The organism is Hyphomicrobium sp. DY-1 (assembly GCF_047497105.1).
Classification (GTDB): domain Bacteria; phylum Pseudomonadota; class Alphaproteobacteria; order Rhizobiales; family Hyphomicrobiaceae; genus Hyphomicrobium_B.
The window spans coordinates 1,325,455-1,345,220 of sequence record NZ_CP134870.1 but is presented as its reverse complement, the minus strand read 5'-3'; the positions used below and the strand labels follow the sequence as shown (position 1 = coordinate 1,345,220).

Annotated in this window: 16 protein-coding genes; 13 read left to right on the top strand and 3 right to left on the bottom strand. The window is 57.4% G+C overall.

Annotation, left to right across the window (positions count from 1 at the left end; translation table 11 throughout):
• The first annotated feature begins 11 nt into the window (after window positions 1-11).
• Genes nirB through cobA form a run of 5 tightly spaced genes read left to right on the top strand, consistent with a single transcriptional unit; the run spans window position 12 to window position 7,759 of the window.
• Window positions 12-2,465 carry a nitrite reductase large subunit NirB gene (nirB, locus tag RLW41_RS06385; RefSeq protein WP_414463951.1) on the top strand — a complete coding sequence of 818 codons (2,454 nt, stop codon included), beginning with the start codon at window positions 12-14 and terminating at the stop codon, window positions 2,463-2,465.
• Complete coding sequence (gene nirD, locus RLW41_RS06380) at window positions 2,465-2,806, top strand: nitrite reductase small subunit NirD (protein WP_414463950.1); 342 nt, start codon at window positions 2,465-2,467, stop codon at window positions 2,804-2,806. The genes nirB and nirD overlap by 1 nt, the downstream gene beginning before the upstream one ends.
• 11 nt (window positions 2,807-2,817) lie before the next feature.
• The gene (locus RLW41_RS06375) at window positions 2,818-5,475 is read left to right on the top strand and encodes a molybdopterin-dependent oxidoreductase (RefSeq protein WP_414463949.1); all 2,658 of its coding nucleotides are present in this window, start codon (window positions 2,818-2,820) and stop codon (window positions 5,473-5,475) included.
• Window positions 5,476-5,479: 4 nt separating this feature from the next.
• Window positions 5,480-6,790: a porin gene (locus tag RLW41_RS06370; protein WP_414463948.1), complete on the top strand. Its 1,311-nt coding sequence runs from the start codon at window positions 5,480-5,482 to the stop codon at window positions 6,788-6,790.
• A 39-nt stretch (window positions 6,791-6,829) separates the two neighbouring features.
• On the top strand, window positions 6,830-7,759 hold the full coding sequence (gene cobA / locus RLW41_RS06365) for a uroporphyrinogen-III C-methyltransferase (protein WP_414463947.1): 930 nt from the start codon (window positions 6,830-6,832) through the stop codon (window positions 7,757-7,759).
• 383 nt (window positions 7,760-8,142) lie between these two features.
• Here the strand turns inward: cobA and mddA are convergent, their stop codons facing one another.
• On the bottom strand, window positions 8,143-8,922 hold the full coding sequence (gene mddA / locus RLW41_RS06360) for a methanethiol S-methyltransferase (protein WP_414463946.1): 780 nt from the start codon (window positions 8,920-8,922) through the stop codon (window positions 8,143-8,145).
• A gap of 153 nt (window positions 8,923-9,075) precedes the next feature.
• On the opposite strand from mddA, the gene RLW41_RS06355 reads away from it, so the two are divergent.
• Both RLW41_RS06355 and RLW41_RS06350 read left to right on the top strand, forming a co-directional pair.
• The gene (locus RLW41_RS06355; protein ID WP_414464570.1) at window positions 9,076-10,041 is read left to right on the top strand and encodes an AraC family transcriptional regulator; all 966 of its coding nucleotides are present in this window, start codon (window positions 9,076-9,078) and stop codon (window positions 10,039-10,041) included.
• Between the two features lie 210 nt (window positions 10,042-10,251).
• A complete protein-coding gene (locus tag RLW41_RS06350; protein WP_414464569.1) occupies window positions 10,252-10,512 on the top strand; it encodes an SDR family oxidoreductase in 261 nt (86 codons plus the stop codon).
• A 20-nt stretch (window positions 10,513-10,532) separates the two neighbouring features.
• Here RLW41_RS06350 and RLW41_RS06345 read toward each other — a convergent pair whose 3' ends face one another.
• On the bottom strand, window positions 10,533-11,129 hold the full coding sequence (locus RLW41_RS06345) for a TetR/AcrR family transcriptional regulator (protein ID WP_414463945.1): 597 nt from the start codon (window positions 11,127-11,129) through the stop codon (window positions 10,533-10,535).
• A 110-nt stretch (window positions 11,130-11,239) separates the two neighbouring features.
• Here RLW41_RS06345 and RLW41_RS06340 point away from each other — a divergent pair, with 110 nt between their 5' ends.
• Both RLW41_RS06340 and RLW41_RS06335 read left to right on the top strand, forming a co-directional pair.
• A complete protein-coding gene (locus RLW41_RS06340; RefSeq protein WP_414463944.1) occupies window positions 11,240-12,271 on the top strand; it encodes an aldo/keto reductase in 1,032 nt (343 codons plus the stop codon).
• Window positions 12,272-12,904: 633 nt separating this feature from the next.
• Window positions 12,905-13,579 carry a CGNR zinc finger domain-containing protein gene (locus RLW41_RS06335; RefSeq protein WP_409561069.1) on the top strand — a complete coding sequence of 225 codons (675 nt, stop codon included), beginning with the start codon at window positions 12,905-12,907 and terminating at the stop codon, window positions 13,577-13,579.
• Window positions 13,580-13,635: 56 nt separating this feature from the next.
• Here RLW41_RS06335 and RLW41_RS06330 read toward each other — a convergent pair whose 3' ends face one another.
• Window positions 13,636-14,613, bottom strand: a complete 978-nt coding sequence (locus RLW41_RS06330) for an AraC family transcriptional regulator (RefSeq protein ID WP_414463943.1) — start codon at window positions 14,611-14,613, stop codon at window positions 13,636-13,638.
• 275 nt (window positions 14,614-14,888) lie between these two features.
• Here RLW41_RS06330 and RLW41_RS06325 point away from each other — a divergent pair, with 275 nt between their 5' ends.
• The 4 genes from RLW41_RS06325 (at window position 14,889) to RLW41_RS06310 (ending at window position 18,385) form a co-directional block, all read left to right on the top strand.
• Window positions 14,889-15,602, top strand: coding sequence for an alpha/beta fold hydrolase (locus RLW41_RS06325; protein WP_414463942.1), 714 nt, complete (start codon window positions 14,889-14,891; stop codon window positions 15,600-15,602).
• A gap of 71 nt (window positions 15,603-15,673) precedes the next feature.
• Complete coding sequence (locus RLW41_RS06320; RefSeq protein ID WP_409561067.1) at window positions 15,674-16,525, top strand: alpha/beta fold hydrolase; 852 nt, start codon at window positions 15,674-15,676, stop codon at window positions 16,523-16,525.
• A 67-nt stretch (window positions 16,526-16,592) separates the two neighbouring features.
• Complete coding sequence (locus RLW41_RS06315) at window positions 16,593-17,567, top strand: zinc-binding alcohol dehydrogenase family protein (RefSeq protein ID WP_414463941.1); 975 nt, start codon at window positions 16,593-16,595, stop codon at window positions 17,565-17,567.
• A gap of 152 nt (window positions 17,568-17,719) precedes the next feature.
• A complete protein-coding gene (locus RLW41_RS06310; RefSeq protein ID WP_414463940.1) occupies window positions 17,720-18,385 on the top strand; it encodes a hypothetical protein in 666 nt (221 codons plus the stop codon).
• Window positions 18,386-19,766: the final 1,381 nt, after the last annotated feature.

Here is a 19,766-nt window from a genome sequence, read left to right as displayed (position 1 = left end):
GAACAACAGTCATGACGGAAAAACTCGTCATAATCGGCAATGGCATGGCGCCTGGGCGGATGCTTGAGCATCTGTTCGAGACATCACCCGGCCGCTACGCCGTCACGATTTTTAACGCCGAGCCGCGCGTCAATTACGATCGCATCATGCTCTCTCCCGTTCTGTCCGGCGAGAAGAACTATGAGCAGATCATCATCCACGGCGACGGCTGGTACATCAAGAACGGCATCACGCTCTACAAGGGCCACAAAATCGTCGCTATCGATCGCAACGCCAAAACCGTCACGTCCGATCACGGCGTCGTCGAATCTTATGACAAGCTCGTCATCGCGACAGGATCGGTGCCGTTCATTCTGCCGGTGGCGGGTAACAATCTGCCGGGCGTCTTGAGCTATCGCGATCTGGATGACGTCAACGCCATGCTGCTTGCGGCGCAGTCGCGGGCCAAGGCGGTCGTCATCGGCGGCGGCCTCTTGGGATTAGAAGCTGCGGCAGGTCTTGAAGCACAGGGCATGGACGTCACCGTCCTGCATTTAATGCCGACGCTGATGGAGCGCCAGCTCGATCCAGCGGCAGGTTATCTCTTGCAGCGCGCGATTGAAGACCGCGGCATCAAGGTCATCTGTAAAGCCAACACGAAAGCCATTCTCGGCGACAGACGTGTTGAAGGTGTAGAGCTTGCTGATGGTCGTATCATTCCGGCGACGCTCGTCGTCATGGCGGCCGGTATCAAGCCGAATGCCGAGCTCGCAAAGGACGCTGGTCTGGCCACCAATCGCGGCATTCTCGTCAACGCCGGCATGCAGACGTCCGATCCTGATATTTATGCGGTCGGCGAGTGCGCTGAAGTCGGGGGGCACGTCTACGGCCTCGTCGCACCGCTTTACGAAATGGCGCGCGTGGCAGCGGCCCGCCTCGCAGACGAAAAAAGCACGACGGCGTTCGTCCACAACGACACGCCGACGAAGCTCAAGGTCACCGGTATCGAGCTTTTCTCGCTCGGTGACTTCGCTGACGGTGAAGACCGGCACGAGATCGTCCTGCGCGATGCTTCGGCCGGTGTTTACAAGCGCATCATCCTGAAGGACAACCGCATCATTGGTACCGTCCTTTATGGCGAAACCGCCGATGGCGCGTGGTTCAACGACCTGAAGAAGAAGCAGGTCGATATCTCCGACATGCGCGACACCTTGATCTTCGGCCAGGCCTATCAGGGAGGAATGCCCCTCGACCCTATGGCGGCCGTTGCAGCCTTGCCCGATGACGCAGAAATCTGCGGCTGCAACGGCGTATGCAAAGGCAAGATCGTCGGTGCCATTCAGGTGAAGGGCCTGACGTCGCTCGATGACGTCCGGGCTCACACCAAAGCTTCTGCCTCGTGCGGCTCGTGCACGGGCCTCGTTGAGCAACTCATGGCTCTGACGCTCGGGGATACCTACAACCCGACCGCCGTGCAACCGATGTGTGGATGCACAACCCTGGGCCATGACGATGTTCGCCGATTGATCAAGGCGAAAAGCCTCAAGAACATTTACGCCGTCATGCAGGAGCTTGAGTGGACGACGTCGTGCGGCTGCGCCAAGTGCCGCCCGGCGTTGAATTACTATCTCGTCTGCGACTGGCCCGGCGAATACGCCGACGACTATCAATCGCGTTTCATCAACGAGCGTGTGCACGCAAACATCCAGAAGAACGGCACGTATTCCGTCGTACCGCGCATGTGGGGCGGCGTTACGAGTGCAAATGAGCTGCGGGCCATCGCCGACGTCGTCGACAAGTTCAACATTCCGACCGTGAAGGTGACCGGCGGCCAGCGCATCGACATGCTGGGCGTGAAGAAAGAAGACCTGCCCGCCGTCTGGGCCGATCTCGGCAAAGCGGGCTTCGTATCGGGTCACGCTTACGCGAAAGGTCTGCGAACCGTGAAGACGTGTGTCGGCACCGACTGGTGCCGCTTTGGCACGCAGGATTCGACCGGCTTCGGCATCCGCATCGAGAAATTCATGTGGGGCTCGTGGACGCCCGCGAAGGTCAAGATGGCCGTTTCGGGCTGTCCGCGAAACTGCGCCGAAGCAACTTGCAAGGACGTCGGCGTGATCTGCGTCGACTCCGGCTACGAGGTTCATTTTGCAGGTGCGGCCGGTCTCGACATCAAGGGCACGGAAGTTCTGGGTCTTGTCAAAACCGAGGACGAAGCCCTCGAAGTCATTGTTGCGCTCGTACAGATGTACCGCGAGCAGGCGCGCTATCTCGAACGCATCTACAAATGGGCAAAGCGCGTCACCATCGACGAGATTCGTCGCCAGGTTCTCGATGATACCGAGAAGCGCCGCGGCTATTACGACCGCTTCGTCCATTCGCAGAAATTCGCACAGGTTGACCCGTGGTCGGAACGCGTTTCCGGCCTGCACAAGCATGAGTTCAAGCCGATGGCAACCATCGGCATGGCAGACGCGGCGGAGTGATGGACATGAGCTGGGCATTGATAGGCAGCATCACCGATATTCCGCGACGCGGTGCGCGCTGTGTCGAGACGCCGCGAGGCAAGGTCGCGGTCTTCCGCACGGCGGAAGATCGCATCTTTGCAATCGAAGATCATTGTCCGCACAAGGGCGGGCCGCTGAGTCAGGGCATCGTCCACGGCGCCGCCGTAACATGCCCGCTTCACAACTGGGTCATCTCGCTCGAAACCGGCAAAGCGCTCGGCGCCGATGAAGGCAGCGTGCGGACGATACCGGTCAAGGTCGAAGGCGACCAACTCTTTATTGCCTTGGCTTCCGAAGCCAAAGCCCATCGCGCGGCGTAAGGCAAATAGAGATGACCATGCCTCAGCCAACCAAGACGACGTGTCCGTACTGCGGCGTCGGCTGCGGTGTGCTTGCAGAAGCGTCGGCTGACGGCACGGTCGCGGTGAGCGGCGATCCGAATCATCCGGCAAACTTTGGCAGGCTGTGCTCGAAGGGTTCGGCGCTTGGCGAAACCGTCGCTCTCGATGATCGCCTGCTATATCCCGAAGTCGGCGGTCGGCGCGTGAGCTGGAACGCGGCGCTCGATTTCGTCGCTTCTGGTTTTTCCAAGACGATCGCCGAGCACGGCCCGGACTCGGTCGCGTTTTATGTCTCCGGCCAGCTTCTCACCGAAGACTATTACGTCGCCAACAAACTGATGAAGGGCTTCATCGGCTCGGCGAATATCGACACGAATTCGCGGCTGTGCATGGCGTCGTCTGTTGCGGGGCACAAGCGCGCATTCGGCACCGATACCGTACCTGGCTGCTACGAGGATCTCGAATGCGCGGATCTCATCGTGCTCGTCGGCTCGAACCTCGCGTGGTGTCATCCGGTTCTCTATCAACGCATCGTCTCGGCAAAAGAAAAGCGGCCGAGCATGAAGATCGTGCTGATCGATCCGCGTCGAACGATGACCGCCGATCTCGCTGAGATGCATTTGCCGATCAAGCCTGATGGCGACGTCGCGCTGTTCGTCGGCTTGCTCAATCATCTGGCTGATGTGGGCGCAATCGACGACGCCTTCGTTTCCGCACACACAACGGGGTTCGAAGGCACACTCAACACTGCGCAATCTGTTGATGCGCTGACCGTCGTTGAGCGAACCGGACTGTCGCACGCACGGCTTAAAGACTTCTTCGATATCTTCGCGCGCACGGAAAAGGTGGTCACCATCTTCAGTCAGGGTGTCAACCAATCGTCCTGCGGCACCGACAAGGTCAACGCCATCATCAATTGCCACCTCGCGACGGGCCGCATTGGTAAGCCAGGCATGGGGCCGTTTTCCATTACCGGCCAGCCAAACGCCATGGGCGGTCGCGAAGTTGGCGGTCTGGCAAACACGCTCGCCGCTCATATGGAATTCGACAGGGTAGGCGACGGCGACCGCGTCCAACGCTTCTGGCAATCTCCGGTGATCGCGGCAAGGGCCGGCCTCAAAGCCGTCGATATGTTCCGCGCCGTCGCCGATGGACGCATCAAGGCGATCTGGATCATGGCAACGAATCCCGCCGTTTCGATGCCAGACGCAGGCGACGTTGAAGAATCATTGCGCAACTGCCCGTTCGTTGTAGTCTCGGACGTCATCGCGAAGACAGACACCGTGCGCCATGCTCACGTCACGCTTCCCGCCGCAGCATGGGGAGAGAAAAGCGGCACCGTCACCAATTCCGAGCGGCGCATCTCGCGACAGCGCAGTTTCCTACCGCTACCCGGCGAAGCACAACCCGACTGGTGGATCATGTGCGAAGTCGCAAAGCGCATGGGATTCGGCGGCGCCTTCGCGTTCCAATCGCCGTCAGAGATTTTCGCTGAGCATGCGGCGCTCTCCGCATTCGAGAATAAAGGCACCCGCGATTTCGATATCGGCGCATTCAGCAATATTTCCGGGGACGATTTCGACGCACTCGAACCGTGTCAGTGGCCTCGCCGGATAGGCGAGAGTTCCCGCATCCGCTTCTTTGCGGACGGAAACTTTTTCACGCCTGATCGCAAGGCACGCTTCGTAAACACTAGGATCGGCAGCGGTCGGCGCGAACTTTCAGCTTTTCCTCTGACTCTCAATACCGGTCGCATTCGCGATCATTGGCATACGCTGACCCGTACTGGAAAAAGTCAGCGTCTGTCACAGCATTACGGCGAGCCGTTTGCCGAGATCCATCCCGAAGACGCAAGTCGTTACGGTATCGCGGACGCAGATCTCGTTCGCGTTTCGACTGGGTCTGCGGCTGTCCTGGTGCGAGCGCTGATTTCGCCGCGCCAGCAACGCGGCTCGATATTCGTTCCGATGCATTGGACGGATCAGTTCGCCTCGAAGGCTCGCGTCGATACTCTCGTGCCGTCTATTGTCGATCCGATCTCGGGTCAGCCGGCTTCGAAGAACGTCGCTGTTCGCATCGAGCGCTTCGTCGCCGAAACATATGGCTTTGCGGTTCTTGCCCGCAAGCCAGAGCACATCGACGCTGAATACTGGGCGCTTGCCAAGTGCAATGGCGGCTGGCGCATCGAGCTTGGCTTTGCGTCGGCGCGCGAGGATTGGGCCGCGTTCGCCAACGCGCTTTTCGGTTCGTCGTCGAACGCCGATACGATCGCCTTTCACGACTGCCAAAGCGCACGCTACCGCTTCGCTTGCTATCGCGATGAAACGCTGTTGGGCGCTGTTTTCCTCGCTCCCGAGCCGGTGGCCGTGTCCCGCGATTGGGCTGTTGCACAACTCGCGGCGGCACATCAGCGCGCTGCTCGCTTTAGGATCATCGCTGGTCGTCCGGGCGCTGGCGGTGCCGATAAGGGCGCAACGGTCTGCTCGTGTTTCGGGGTCGGCGCCAACGACATCGCTGCTGCTGCGCGGCGCGGCTGCCGTACCGTGGCAGACATCGGCGAGACGTTACAGGCCGGAACAAATTGCGGCTCATGCCGTGCCGAAATCAAAACCATTATCGAAGCGCAGAACCTTCAGGCAGCGGAGTGAATCTTTGAAGCGAGCAAGCAAATATCTTTCTGTGATGCTGGCGTTTGGTGCGTTGCCGAGTTTCTCTACCCCGTCTCAGGCAGCCGACCTTGGCGGTGATTGCTGCGCGGATTTGGAAGAACGCGTTGCCGAGCTTGAAGCGACGACGGCGCGCAAAGGAAACCGCAAGGTCTCGCTGACGATCTCGGGCTACGTGGCTCAAGAGATGACGTGGTGGGACGATGGCGCTGAAAGCAACGTCTACCTGCATGGCCTCGGCCCGACGCAGGCCACGCATGTGATCTTCAACGGCAAGGCCCAGATCCTGCCCGGATGGACCGCCGGCTACCTGCTGCGCATCCAGAACCTCGCTGATAATCCGTTTGGACGCAACGCCTCGACCGGCGCGGCGATGAACCAGAATTCGGCGGACTTCAACCAAGGCCTCAATGTCCAGATGTCGTTCTGGTATTTGAAGAGCGAGCAGCTCGGCAGCTTGAGCGTCGGCCGGCAGGCCAACGCCTCCAAAAGTGCGGCCATGTTCACGGACAAATCCGGCACGCAGGTCATCGACAACTACACGTTCTTCGACGGCTTTCCGCAGTTCAAGCTGCGCCAGAAGGGCGGCGGCTATGCACCAGGCAATATGACGTGGGGCCAGCTGTCTTATTGCTATTCGCAGGATGCGCCGATCGGCGGCGATTGCGACGGCATCGTGATGAACGCGGTGCGCTATGATTCACCTGTGTTCGGCGGCTTCTCGGTCTCGGCGAGTTGGGGCGAAGACGACGACTGGGAACTTGCGGCGCGCTATGCTGGCAAGTGGAACGACTTCAAGGTCAACCTTGGCGTCGGCTATTCTGAGAACTCTGATGAGCGCATCAGCGGCACGGCCGTGCTGACCTCGAAGGACAGTCAATACTTCCAGGCCGGCGGCTACATCGAGCATATGCCGACGGGTCTGTTCTTCCACGGCGCGTACGGCCGTGAAGACAACAACGACGCCAAGCTTGTGAACGGTGCGACCGCACCCGACAGCCATCACTGGTACATCAAGTCGGGTATCCGCCGGAACTGGACGCCGCTGGGTGCGACGATCGTCTATGGCGATTATGCCGAATACGATGACCAGCTTGGACCGGCTGCGCTGGCGCTTGGCGCGACGGGGAGTTCGTTCCAGCGTTACGGCGGTGGCATAGCCCAGGAGATCGACGCAGCAGCGATGACGGTCTACGTCAAATATCAGCACTACGATGCGGATGTGTCGGGCGTGTCCAGTCTATCCGACCTCGAAGGCCTCGACCTCGTCAGCTTTGGTGGGCTGATCAATTTTTGAAGCCTGAAATTTGGATCGGCGATGGCTGAGGACTTCTCCATGCAATCAGATGCGACGACGTTTTCGCAGCCGGCCGCAAGTTGGCAGTTGTCATTGCTCCGAATGTTCGGTTTGGCATTAAAGGCCGCCGTGGCGCCGGTTGCCGCAATGCTGAAGGGTTCGGCAGCGAAGATCGGCTCGACAATAAAAGGCGACAAGCCGCGCGGTTGCGTTACGCTGGTCGGCGCGGGGCCCGGTGATCCCGAGCTTCTGACGATCAAGGCGTTGCGCGCCATAGAAGCAGCGGATGTCATTCTATTCGATGCGCTTGTCTCCGACGCCATACTCAAAATGGCATCGGGAAACGCCGAGCTGATTTGCGTTGGCAAGAGAGGTGGACGGCCGAGTTGCCGCCAAGACGACATCAATCGGCTGATGGTCGAATACGCCAGCGCGGGCAGTCATGTCGTTCGCCTGAAAGCCGGAGATCCCGCGATCTTCGGAAGGGCAGGAGAAGAAGTATCGTATCTCGCAGCACAAGGTCTGGAGGCACGAATCGTGCCCGGCATCACAGCGGCATCGGCGATGGCTTCCGCCTTCGGAATTTCGCTGACGCATCGCAATCACGCAAAATCAGTACGCTTCGTGACCGGGCATTCGAAAAACGGCGGCCTGCCGGAAGATCTCGATTGGCAAGCGATCGCCGATCCTTCGGCGACGACGGTTTTCTATATGGGCGCGCCTCTCGCCGCAGAAATTTCCGAGCGCCTCATCGCGCTCGGGATGTCAGAGGATACACCCGTTGGTGTGGCGTCTTCGCTCAGTCGTCAAAATCAGAAGGTTGCGAGCTGTCAGCTTAAAGAGCTTGAAAGTGTTGTTGCGACGTTCGATCGTTCGGAACCGCTCGTACTCGGAATCGGATCAGTATACGCGGGAACCGAAACCGTAGCCGCGCATTGCCTGCCGCAGAGTGGATACGCGGCTGTTTGAGCGTGCGCTTTGCGCTGCGGTTTTTTGAGGGATATACCGCCTGCAGAACGACCCGCCCTGCGACGGAGACCCCTTTCAGCCTGCATGCGAAGGCGATCGAGACGCTGTTGGAGACCAGCCTCAGCCAAAAGCAGAGGTAATAGCAACCTACCGCACTCCGCAGCGCCCTTTCTAGTTCGTAAGGTGACCCAGTCTGCTCAATCGCACTAGTCGCATTGAGCGAAAATCCTACTCTTGGCCCGGCAGTTGGGGTCGCAGCCGCCGCGTTGGCGGGCGGATAATCTCATGCGGGAAGATGATGACTGCGAAGGGCGCGCTGCCTCGTCGGAGGAGGAGTTATCCCGCCGGGCAGTGCAACCGACCAATCGTATTGCGTCCGAACACTAGCAAATTTCGGAGTTGGCCCGGTGGATCGCCGTAGCTTTGTCCACATCGTGCTTCCGCAATAATGGCACAAGCATCGGGACGCGCTGACGGTAGTGATTATACTCGTCGCCAAAGAGTTCGCTCAAGTCTCGCTCCTCGAGTGCGATGCCCACAAGTATGTAGGCGGTTGCCCCCACGGCGAAAAGCAGATGCCCCGCTGTCATCAGCGGCGTTGCCCACATCGCAATGACAAAGCCGAGATAGAGGGGATGTCGGACAATTTTGTATAGCATGGGTGTCCTGAATTGAGGTTCCGCTTGACGTTGCCCCGTCAGATTGAGAAGGACTTGCCGCAAGCCAAACAACTCTAAATGGCTGATCAGGAACGTGCTGGCGAAGACGAGCAACCAGCCAAACAACGACAGCCCAAACAAGACTATCGCCAGAGTTGGTTCACTCATGTGCCATACAACGTGAGTAATCGGTCGCCACTGCCAGAACAGCAGAATGAGCGCCAAACTGGACAAGAGAACGTATGTGCTGCGCTCGACTACAGAAGGAATGAACTGCGTCAGCCATTTCTTGAACGGCTTCCTGGCCATCACACTATGTTGCACAGTGAACACCGAAAGGAGAAGAATGTTCACAATGAGTGCTTCACTGAGAGGCGCAGCTTGGCCGGTGTCGATCGTCTTTGGAACGCCAAAACCGCTAACGAAGCCGATAGTGTACAAGATTGTGCCAAGGAACGCGCAGTAAGATGCGAGTCCATAGGCGAAGGTAATTCCTCGACCCATTGAGATTCCTCCTCGTTTGGGGCAGGCCGAATTTGTCGGCCGAGTAGGCGCATAGCCGTCTCCTCGGAGACTGGTATAGTTGAAGCCCCGTTGGACACCTATGATCAGTTCACCGAACGTCTTGCTCAAAACGCCGGAATATGTTGGTCGGCAATGGATGCGCTGTCAGATGTCCTGAGAGTTGTTCGGCTACGAGGCGGTGTGTTCTTGCACGCCGAGTTCGCTGCGCCGTGGTGCGTCTCCTCTCATCTCGGCGAAGAGGAAAGGCGAGTCTTGACCAAGGGCGCGGAGCACCTTGTTCTCTACCATTACGTCGTTGAAGGACGCTTGCTGGCACAGGTTCCGGGCGAAACTCCCGTAGCTATCGAGGCTGGCGAGGTTGTGATCCTCCCGCATAATCACATCCATGTCCTGGGCAGCACACTAGATCTGCCGCCCGTGCCGACACGGCAGGTAATGAACGTTACGCCTGGTGGCGGGTTTTGGACGGCTCGGCACGGTGGCAATGGCGAACGCACACGCATTGTGTGCGGCTTCCTGGGTTGCGATCGCCTCGATGGCAATCCCTTAACGGAGAGGCTTCCGCCGTTGCTTCGCTTCGACATCCGACAGGGGAGCGCCGCGGCCTGGATGCGAAGCTCGCTCGAGTTCGCGGCCGACGAGGTCGCAGCCAACAGAGCTGGCTCCGAGACAGTGTTGGCAAAGCTGTCGGAACTCCTTTTTATCGAAACTCTGCGGAGGTATGTCGAAGGTCTTCCCGACGAACACACCGGATGGCTCGCGGGCTTGAAAGATCCATTCGTGTCGCGTGCTCTTTCCTTGCTTCATACTCAGATCGCCGACGAATGGACCGTTGAGAGCTTAGGGCGCGAGGTCGGCCTTTCCCGCTCGGCGTTAACGGACCGCTTCGTCCGCCTAATTGGTGAGCCACCAATGCGCTATCTAGCGCGCTGGCGAATCCAGGTCGCCGCGCATCACCTGCGCAACAGCGAAATGTCATTGGCGCGCATAGGTGAGCAAGTAGGATATAAGTCCGAAGCTGCCTTCAACAGAGCCTTCAAGCGCAGCCTGGGGCTCCCTCCGGCCACGTGGCGCAACAACCTTTATAAGGTCGAATAGGAACGGCCGCTGCAACGGCTGAATTAATTTAGCTTTTTGGAGTGGCGCGCCGGTGATGATGAAGATGAGAACTTTTGCGTCATTGTTAAGGTTGCTTGAAACAGCCTGACCCACATAACGCTTCAAGGCGCAGCTTCGGTGACGGGCTCGTCGGCGGTAGGTGTCTTGTAGCTCTGCAGCCCAGCAGCGCGCGTCGTTTTTCCGACATATATTAGCTCGTGCCGGGCTGCTGACCCTTCAGGCCGTTCTGCCCCACAACTGCGCGAGGACACGTCCGTGATCCTCAATACGTCATTCGTCGCGCAGACTGGAAAGCACGGGATTTCGTTGACAGCAGCCGCGAAAGCCGCACTGCGATCGCTTGCGCGCAGCTGGTCGTTCGAGTTCCTCGATCGCAAGATGCGTGTTAATGCCCACGTCAGGAAAGGTGTGCTTCATGATCGCTCGTGCCCCGTTGCGGACGTGCGGTAGCTTTATGGCAACGTATTCACTCAAGACGCGCCGTAGCGTAATCCATCTACAAGGAGGGCAACAATTCGTCGAGCGCGCGCCAAGCCCTCCTTTCCCTCGGCGGACATGCACAGGCTCGGAACCGCGCGCAGCAGATCGTCCGGCTCTTCCCCCGCTCGGATCTCGCCTGCTCTAACCGCATCATCCAGCAGCGCGCAAAGCGCGGGCTTGAGATGCTGGTCAAAATATCCTCTCAGCGGCTCGTAGGCCGGATCGCCCGAGTGGAGTGCGCTTGCCAGGCCCCGCTTGTTCGCAACGAAATCGACGTAACGCTGCATCCAACGAGCCAATGCTTCGCCCGGCTTGTGCTTGGCAGACAAAGTCTGCGCGGCCTCTGAGCAGGCGTCGATCTCACGTTGCATGATTGCGACGATCAGATCAGATCGCTGAGGAAAGTGTCGGTAGACGGTGCCGAGGCCGACGCCGGCTTTCTCAGCAATCTCTCGAACCGGCGCGTCTACTCCTGATGTCGCGAAGACTTCCTTAGCGGCTTGCAGCAACGAGTCGACGTTGCGCCGCGCATCTGCGCGCTTCGAATGTTCCGATCCCTCTTCGCGATGCGCCGGTTTGTCCTTCACATGCGCCTCTTGCTAATCGGAACATTGTTCCATATAAACGGAATCGTGTTCCGCTTGATCTCTATAGCGTGGCACGCTTGAGTTGACCACATCGGAGCAAAGAACCAGCAATGCAATATCGCTCATTGGGACGAACAGGCATCAAGGTCAGCCCATATTGCCTGGGTGCGATGATGTTTGGAAAACTTGGAAACCCCGATCACGACGATGCTGCCCGCATCGTCCACAAAGCGCTGGACGCTGGCATCAACTTCATCGATACCGCCGACCGTTACAGCGCTGGCGAGTCCGAAGAAATTATCGGCAAGGCGCTGAAGGGACGTCGAGATAAGATCGTGCTCGCGACAAAAGTGCATGGGCCGATGGGCGATGACCCAAACATGCAGGGCAATTCGCGGCGCTGGATTACCCGCGCGGTTGAAGACTCGCTTCGTCGGCTGCAGACGGACTACATCGACCTCTACCAGATTCACCGGCCTTCACCCGATACCGATATCGAGGAGACGCTTTCCGTGCTCACCGATCTGATGCGCGCGGGCAAGGTGCGCGCGATCGGCTCCTCGACCTTCCCCGTCTCCGAGATCGTTGAAGCGCAGTGGGTGGCAGAGCGGCGCGGCGTCGCTCGCTTCCGTACCGAACAACCGCCTTACTCGATCCTCGACAGGGGAATTGAGCGGGACATGCTGCCGACATGTCAGCGCTATGGCATGGGCGTATTGGTCTGGAGCCCGCTTTCGAAGGGCCTGCTCACCGGGCGCTACCGCAAGGGGCAGCCGCTGCCTGATAGCCTGCGGGTGAAAGTGTTTCCGAAACAGATGTCGGATGAGCGGAGCTTGGATGCCGTGGAGGAGTTGATTCTGCTTGCGGTCGAAGCAGGGCTATCACTCACCCACATAGCGATGGCGTTCGTGATGGCGCACCCGGGCGTGACGTCCGCCATTCTCGGCCCGCGCACGATGGAGCATCTCGACGATCTCCTCGCCGGTGCAGAGTTGCGCCTCAGCGATGATCTTCTCGACCGAATCGACCAGATCGCCCCGCCGGGCAACGATATCGCTGTAAATGGGGCAGCCTACAATCCGCCGGCAATCTTGAAAGCCGACCTGCGCCGCCGGCCCGCGGTCGAACGCGCCGCCGTGTAGATCAGCGGTATCGCCCGACAACCCAGACAATTCGTAACTTCGAAGGAGAATGGCTATGCTCGACAAACGCGTAACCCTGGTCACGGGCGCCAATCAGGGGAACGGCCTCCAGATCTCAATGGATCGTTGACGATGCTGGCGTCCGGCAACTCTTCGTTCAAACTTGTCTTTCTTTCCGTTGGGTGAAATTTCGCTTTGGCCCGAGCGGAATTGGTCTTTGGCGTTTTGCGCAAACGCTTTTTGGTCAGAAAGCAGATGTTCTGCCAACTTCTTCCCGAGCCGTGATTTGAGTGGTGGTCGACTGCGGCCCTCTCGCCATATGGCGCGCCGGACAAGATGAAAGTACGAACACTTATGTCATTGAAGTTTCATTTTAATTTCGACGCCTTCGGTGACGTTGAGTTCGGATTTTTAGGCTGCTACCTCGGCGGCTTGGAGCGTAGGGACGCAGTGGAGTTCCCACGCGATGTGGGTTCGCACGCTGTGGTATCCCTTCAAGCTAATGGCAGGCAGGTTGAAACGCCTGTTGCTCGCCTCAGCTAATTTTCTTGGTCAGAGGGCTCAATTTTAGTGTAACTTGTAAAATCCGAAATCAATGGTTACTTAGTGGGTTGAAGTTTTTCTTGAAAGTCCATGACAACCAACCGTCCGCCCCCGTTTTTCATTGCTGACAATTTGGGATTAGACTTCCTGAACTCTATCGCCGTTCCGGTGGACGAGAAGGTTGAGTGGCTTGGCTCTGGGGAGGATCTTCTCGCTTGGCTTAAACAAGGTGGATTGGTCCCCGAGGACGTGTTGGAGGCTTTTCGGAAGAAGTCGGCTCCCCGTGAACTCGATGCGGTTGCAGCGCAAGCTCGCGACCTACGGGATTGGTTCAAGCGGTTTGTTTATAAGCATATGGGCAAGCCACTCGACGCGCGAGCGCTCCGCGAACTCCAGCCTCTTAATCAGCTTCTTGCGCGCGATGCAGAGTATGGTCAGCTGGTAGTTCGCGGTCGATCCCACGGCAGAAATTCGGTGCACGGTCACGATGTTGCGCCGGGATCGGGTTTCATGTGGCGACCACAGAGGCGCTGGGAAGCGCCCGACTCGTTGCTGTTTCCGTTGGCGCGATCTCTGGCTGATTTGATCTGCACAGAGGATTTCACCAACCTAAAAGCTTGTGAAGGGCCAGCCTGCACGCTTCTCTTTGTCGATCGGACGCGAGCTCGCGGCAGACGGTGGTGCAGCATGGCTGTCTGTGGCAATAGGGCTAAACAAGCTGCACACCGCGAGCGGACGCAAAAGGCACGAGATCAGCGTCATTGATATACGCTTTACACCGTGCCGCTGCGATTTGCGTCCGACAAACAGCGAGAAAACGATCAGTCCAATAGGGACGTTTCGAGGCTCTCAAGTTTTCCCAAAGAGTGGATCGCCCGGTATTCCATCGGATCTATGCCGTAGATCGCGCGAAACGCACGGAAAAAGCCACTTCGGTTCTTGTACCCGACCGCGCTTGCAATCTGTTCGACAGAGCGCACGTTGGCCTCCAGAAGACCGGCCGCTTTCTTCATTCGAAGTTGCCGCAATACGACCAGGGGCGGGGATCCGATAAGTTTAGTGAAGCGCTGCATGAAACTCGATCGGCTTAAACCAGCTGTGCGCGCAAGCGATTCAACGGTGTGAGAGGCTCCCGGTTCGGCGACCATCCCGGCATATGCGCGGGCGATTTGAAAATCATTCAAGATTGGAAAACGTTCGATCCAACGTTCACTAGACGTAAACGACCGCCGTAAAACTGCGATCAATACCTGTTTGATCAATGATGCCGTCATCGCTCGCGCTCCGACCTCATGGCCGATTAGCTCGCAGAGCGCCATTTTGAGGCTGAGATCAAGTCGATCGCAGGCACCGAACTGTTCGACAAGCGGCGTGGGTAAATTGCCGAGAATGTCAAGCGACGTCCCGTAAACCGTACGGATAAAGCCGCAGATCAGAAGGATTTCCGGCGCGCCGTTACCCGCAACATAACGCGTTAGCTCTGACGGGGCGGACTGATGCACGTTCACCTGTTGGTACGTAGTTCCGTTTGACCCATTCGCTTCAATGCGAAAGGGCGTCATCGGCGGTAGGATGACCAACGTGTGCGGAGCGAGGGGAATGGGGGGGAAAGTCCCGGCAATCATTCTTCCATGACCGGCGAGATTGTAGTGCATGCCGGCGAATTCGCTCGGGGGTAACGATAATGCCCAGCCTGGCGAAACGAGACATTCAGTCAAGCTGACGAAGTCGACTTCAAGACCGGATATCAACCGGTCGAGATCCGAAACCTCGATTTTTTTTGGACGATCGGCAACCAATTTTGGACCCTCAGATCAAGTCATCACTCTAATGCCAGTGGGCATTCGGGAGGTTCTTGAGGTCATTCCTGACATTCAAAGTCCATTTCGCAGACCGGAGACGATGGCACCCATGCTCTGCGTTCTCCGGCGCCGTTGCGAAATTTCTGCACGCTGACTGATAACCTCTAAAACTTAACTTGACAAGTTACGCAACCATAAAGTAACCGCTAAAATAAGATTATAGAGGTTAGCTCCGGAGAACGGAAATCCGATGCTATTTCGCAAGACAGGCCATGATCGAGGGCAACGTGAGTAAATCGAGCGGTTGCGCAACAGTGATTATGGTTCACGGCGCTTGGGCTGACGGCTCAAGCTGGAATCAGGTCATCGCACCGTTGCAGGCGGGAAGCCTCGATGTCATCGCCGCACCATTACCATTAACGTCGTTGTCTGAGGATGTGACGGCACTCGAGCATGCCATCGAGCGGACGCAAGGTCCCGTGGTGTTGGCAGCGCACGCATATGCGGGGGCCGTGATATCCGCCACGCGGAATGAGCGCGTGAAATCTCTCGTTTACGTATCGGCGCTTGCACCGGATGAAGGCGAGACGGTCGCGGATGTCTTCTATCGTGAACCGCCACATCCCGAAGCGCCGCAGCTGGTGCCGGACGAGCATGGTCTCATCTGGATGCCGGCGGATGGGTTCGCATCAGCATTCGCTCAACATGCTTCGCCGAAGCAGAATGCGCTGTTCGCTGCAACCCAAAGGCCGATCGCAGTTGCCTGCATTCAGGAAGGCGTACAGCGCCCCGCCTGGAAAGAAAAACCGTCTTGGTTCTTGATTGCGGAAGAGGATCGCATGATCAACCCGGCAACTCAGCAATTCATGGCTGAACGAATGGGCGCGAAAATACACTCCGAGAAAGTCGATCACATGCCTCTGGTCACGGCGCCAGAACTCGTCGTGGAAATCATTCTGGAGGCGATGGGGCCCGCGCGCCCCTAACCCCAAAAATTTCCGGCAATCGCACTCCGACAACTATCAAAGCGCGTTTTCATGTCACTTTGAGGTTCCCCATGAGCAAGGTCAGCTACAAGAAAGCCGATGTCGATGGCTTCAACATCTTTTACCGAGAGGCAGGTGCTAAGGATGCGCCGACCATCCTTTTGCTTCACGGGTTTCCAACCTCCAGCCATATGTTTCGAGACTTGATCCCGCTGCTTGCGGATCGCTTTCACGTCGTTGCGCCAGATCTCCCAGGCTTTGGTCAATCCGATATGCCGTCGCGAGACACGTTCGCCTACACGTTTGATAACATCGCAGCCGTGATGGATCGGTTTACGGAAGTGATCGGCCTCCAGCGCTTCGCGATTTACGTTTTCGATTACGGCGCGCCAACCGGCTTCCGAATTGCCGCAAAACATCCCGATCGTATTACCGCGATTATCTCACAAAATGGTAATGCATACGAGGAAGGGTTGAGCGATGGTTGGAATCCCATTCGCGCTTATTGGCAGGATGCTTCTAAAGCCAATCGCGATGCGCTCCGGGCTTTTCTGAAACCGGAAACGACGATGTGGCAGTATACGCATGGCGTGACCGAAGGATCATCGGTGTCGCCGGACGGTTATACGCTGGATAATTTTTACCTCGCGAGGCCAGGCGCCGACGACGTCCAGTTGGATCTCTTCAGCGACTACAAGAGCAACGTCGCACTTTATCCGGCCTTTCAGGAGTATTTTCGGGCGTACACGCCGCCCTTTCTTGCCGTTTGGGGCAAGAACGATCCGTTTTTCCTGCCCCCGGGCGCCGATGCATTCAAACGCGATATCCCGAATGCAACCGTGAAATTCTTCGACACTGGCCACTTCGCTCTTGAGACACATGCTTCCGAGATTGCGTCGGCAATCCGGAACTTCCTCTCCTGAACACAACCATCGCAGCCGTGGACCGCATCATCGTAGGTGCGACAGAGCGGCGTCCTGGAGGTTCGCTATGCGCGCGATCGTTCTCGAAAAATTCGGCGGCCTCGACAGTCTTGTCTACAAAGACATTCCTGAGCCGAAGCCGATGGCTGGTCATGTCGTGATTCAGATCAAAGCGTTCGGTATCAATCATGCCGAGATGCACATGCGGCGCGGCGAATGGCCCGAAGCTGCCGAGGTCAGTGGCATTGAGTGTGTTGGTATCGTGAAGTCCTGTCCCGGCGGCGAATTTCCCGTCGGAGCAAAAGTTGCTGCATTAATGGGAGGTCTCGGACGCACGATCAACGGCAGCTATGCGGAGTTTACGCGTGCGCCCGTATCAAATGTCGCGTCGATTGAATCCGAACTTCCATGGGCAGAGCTTGCTGCCATTCCCGAAACCTATGCAACCGCGTGGACCTGCCTCTTCCGCAATCTCGACCTGCAAAAGGGTCAGTCGCTTCTTATTCGAGGCGCGACCTCGTCGTTCGGCCAGGCGGCCGTCAACATGGCGGTCAACGCCGGCTCTCGAGTCATCGCTACCACACGCAGCAAAGAGCGCTTTGCCAAGCTCGAAGCTCTTGGCGTCCTGCGTTGTGAAATTGAAGGGCCAAATATGTCGGCCCGTCTACCGGAAACCAAGAAGCTCGATGCGGTGCTCGATCTTGTTGGCAACAGCACGATCGTCGATTCGCTCAACATGCTTCGGCGGGGCGGCCGTGCTTGCCTCGCTGGATGGCTCGGTGGTCTTGATCCGATCCACGACTTCAACCCGCTCCTCCAAATGGCGAGCGGGGTCTATCTCACGTTCTTCGGGAGCTTCGTTTTTGGAACTCCGGGATTTCCTTTGTCAGACGTGCCGCTTCAGGACATCGCACGGGACGTGGCGGAAGGAAGGTTGCAAGCGAAGCCGTCCCGCATCTTCAATTTCGAAGACATCCGTGAAGCACATCGCGTTATGGAGGCAAATCAGGCGAACGGAAAAATGGTCGTTGTGCACGCATGAACGGAGCTTTGTTGAGAACCGCTGCAATTTTTGCCGGCACCGAGATTCGAACGGATATTCGGTTCCAAATCAGCCCTGCGATGTGATTTGCGCAGCTCAGTAAAAATCCAAAGAATTTCGGAATACACCGAAACACTGCAAGTGCAATCGCTGTGCTCGCTCTTGTTTTCGTTGCGCGTTCTGTGGCTGCGGAAAGTAACGGTTTTTCTCCTTGGCAGGAGAGCTTTACCGGCCGGCTCGAGGCTCTAGCGGTGCTCGAAACCTTGAATGCAGATCTTCTCAGTCACGACGGCGCAACGCTAACTCTAGACCGCTGGTGTGGTGGCCACCATCTTGCGTCTTCGGCCCACGTCGTCGCCGAGCTTATCCACGGCACGGACAAGGCGCCAACAGCAGAGCAACGCCAGCTGCTCGGCGTGACGCCCTCAGAGCCGATCCGCTATCGCAAGGTGTGTCTTAGCTGTGGTGACCACGTCCTCTCGGAAGCGGACAACTGGTGCGTGCCTAGTCGGCTGACACCAGACATGACCCAGCAACTCGATCACACCAACATTGCCTTTGGACGCGCAGTGCACGCCCTCAATTTCCGTCGGCGGACGCTTTCAGCGAAGCTTCTCTGGACGCCTTTGCCTCATAACTGGGATATGGGAGAGCCAATTCCGGAGAGGCAAGAGACTACGCTTGCGGTGCCGCATGCGGTTTTGGAGCACCGTGCCATGCTGACACTACCTAATGGGATTCCGTTCAGCCAAGTGGTCGAGACCTACACTTCGGAGGTGCTCGCCTTTCCGCAGCCGCAGGGCGCGGATCAGCGATGACGTAACGATGTCGTCGAAGCGTCGCTCGAAAATCGTGACTGGTGTGCTGTTTCGTTGAGGGAAGGCCCCGCAGATTCTCCGCAGGGCCTCTATAATACTAACCTTTGTGGTTTGCCGGCACGAACCGAGTGCCCGCAATTTCTTGGCATTTGGCTGCAGTCATTTCTTTGAACCCCAGCCCCTTGCAGGCGTTCTGTCCCTTGCAAGCGTTCGAGGCAGACTTGCAAGCGCTTTGGCCCTTGCAGGCATTCGCGCCGAAGCATTGGCCAGCGGCTGCAGCATGAGCAGAGGGAGCAACGACCGCTCCAGCAATAAAAAGTGCTGCCGCTGCTGTGGCAATCGTGGCGCCGGAATTTACAGAAAATTTCATTCAATCCTCCAAGAGTTGCCATTAGCCCGATCGACTAATGCGTTGAGCCCGACATTTTCTCAAAACGTCGGGCGGACGCGGCTCCTACGTTGATAGAAAGCACGCCGTTTCAGCTCGGCTGAAATATGTCCCGGCAAGATTGAGCCGACAGCTTTTTTGAGATGTTTTGTCCAGGCCTATCGTCGGGGGCCGGCCTCTGCTCCCGGATCCTGATATTCAGCGTCAGTAACGAGTTTATTTTTGAGGCTATGAAACGCATCGAATTGGATAGGCGAAACCTGTTCTCGAGCGATCGCAAGAATGAGCGACCTCGCGCAACTTCGCAATCTGATTTGGAGTTTCATCATGTCTGTCTTTCTTAGAATTGGCGTCGCGGCTATCGCATTATCTATAGCGGTGAGCACTTTGGCAGTTGCGGGTGGGCATGATGACCCGCGTGCTTGCAATGACCATGCTTTCAGACATTGCCGGTAAAATTTATCTTTGATGCCGATCTTCTTGCCAGAGGCGTTGTCGAAACTATTAAGCGAAACAGGCCATTTCGCCGGCCAAATTGGCGTTAGTGCTCGGGGAGCGGTCAATTCCCGCTGCCCGAGCTTTGAAGAAATGTGCATTTCAGTAGAGGAAGCTGACGTCAATTTAAGAATTGCGATATTCGGCCCAGTTGATCGCCCGCGTGGAAACAAAATCCGAAATTTTTCGGACGAACGGCAACCGATTTCGGACCTTCAGCTTTCATCCTGATCTTATCAAATGGCTATTCAGTTCGAGAGAGTTATCGGACCGATTGTTCTCATTGAAACAGTGCCGCTGGACCCGTTGTGAGATAAAAAGGATCGAAAGCAAGAAATGCATCCTGTCATCGATATTGCCAATATGATGCCGGTACCGATGACGGCAACCACTGCTCCGATCATCGAGTCGAGAAAGGATTCTGGTAGCTGGCGCTATCTTCGCCAAGCCTCAGAATCCGGCGACCTCTCTTCACGAATGAAAAACATGCACGCCGAT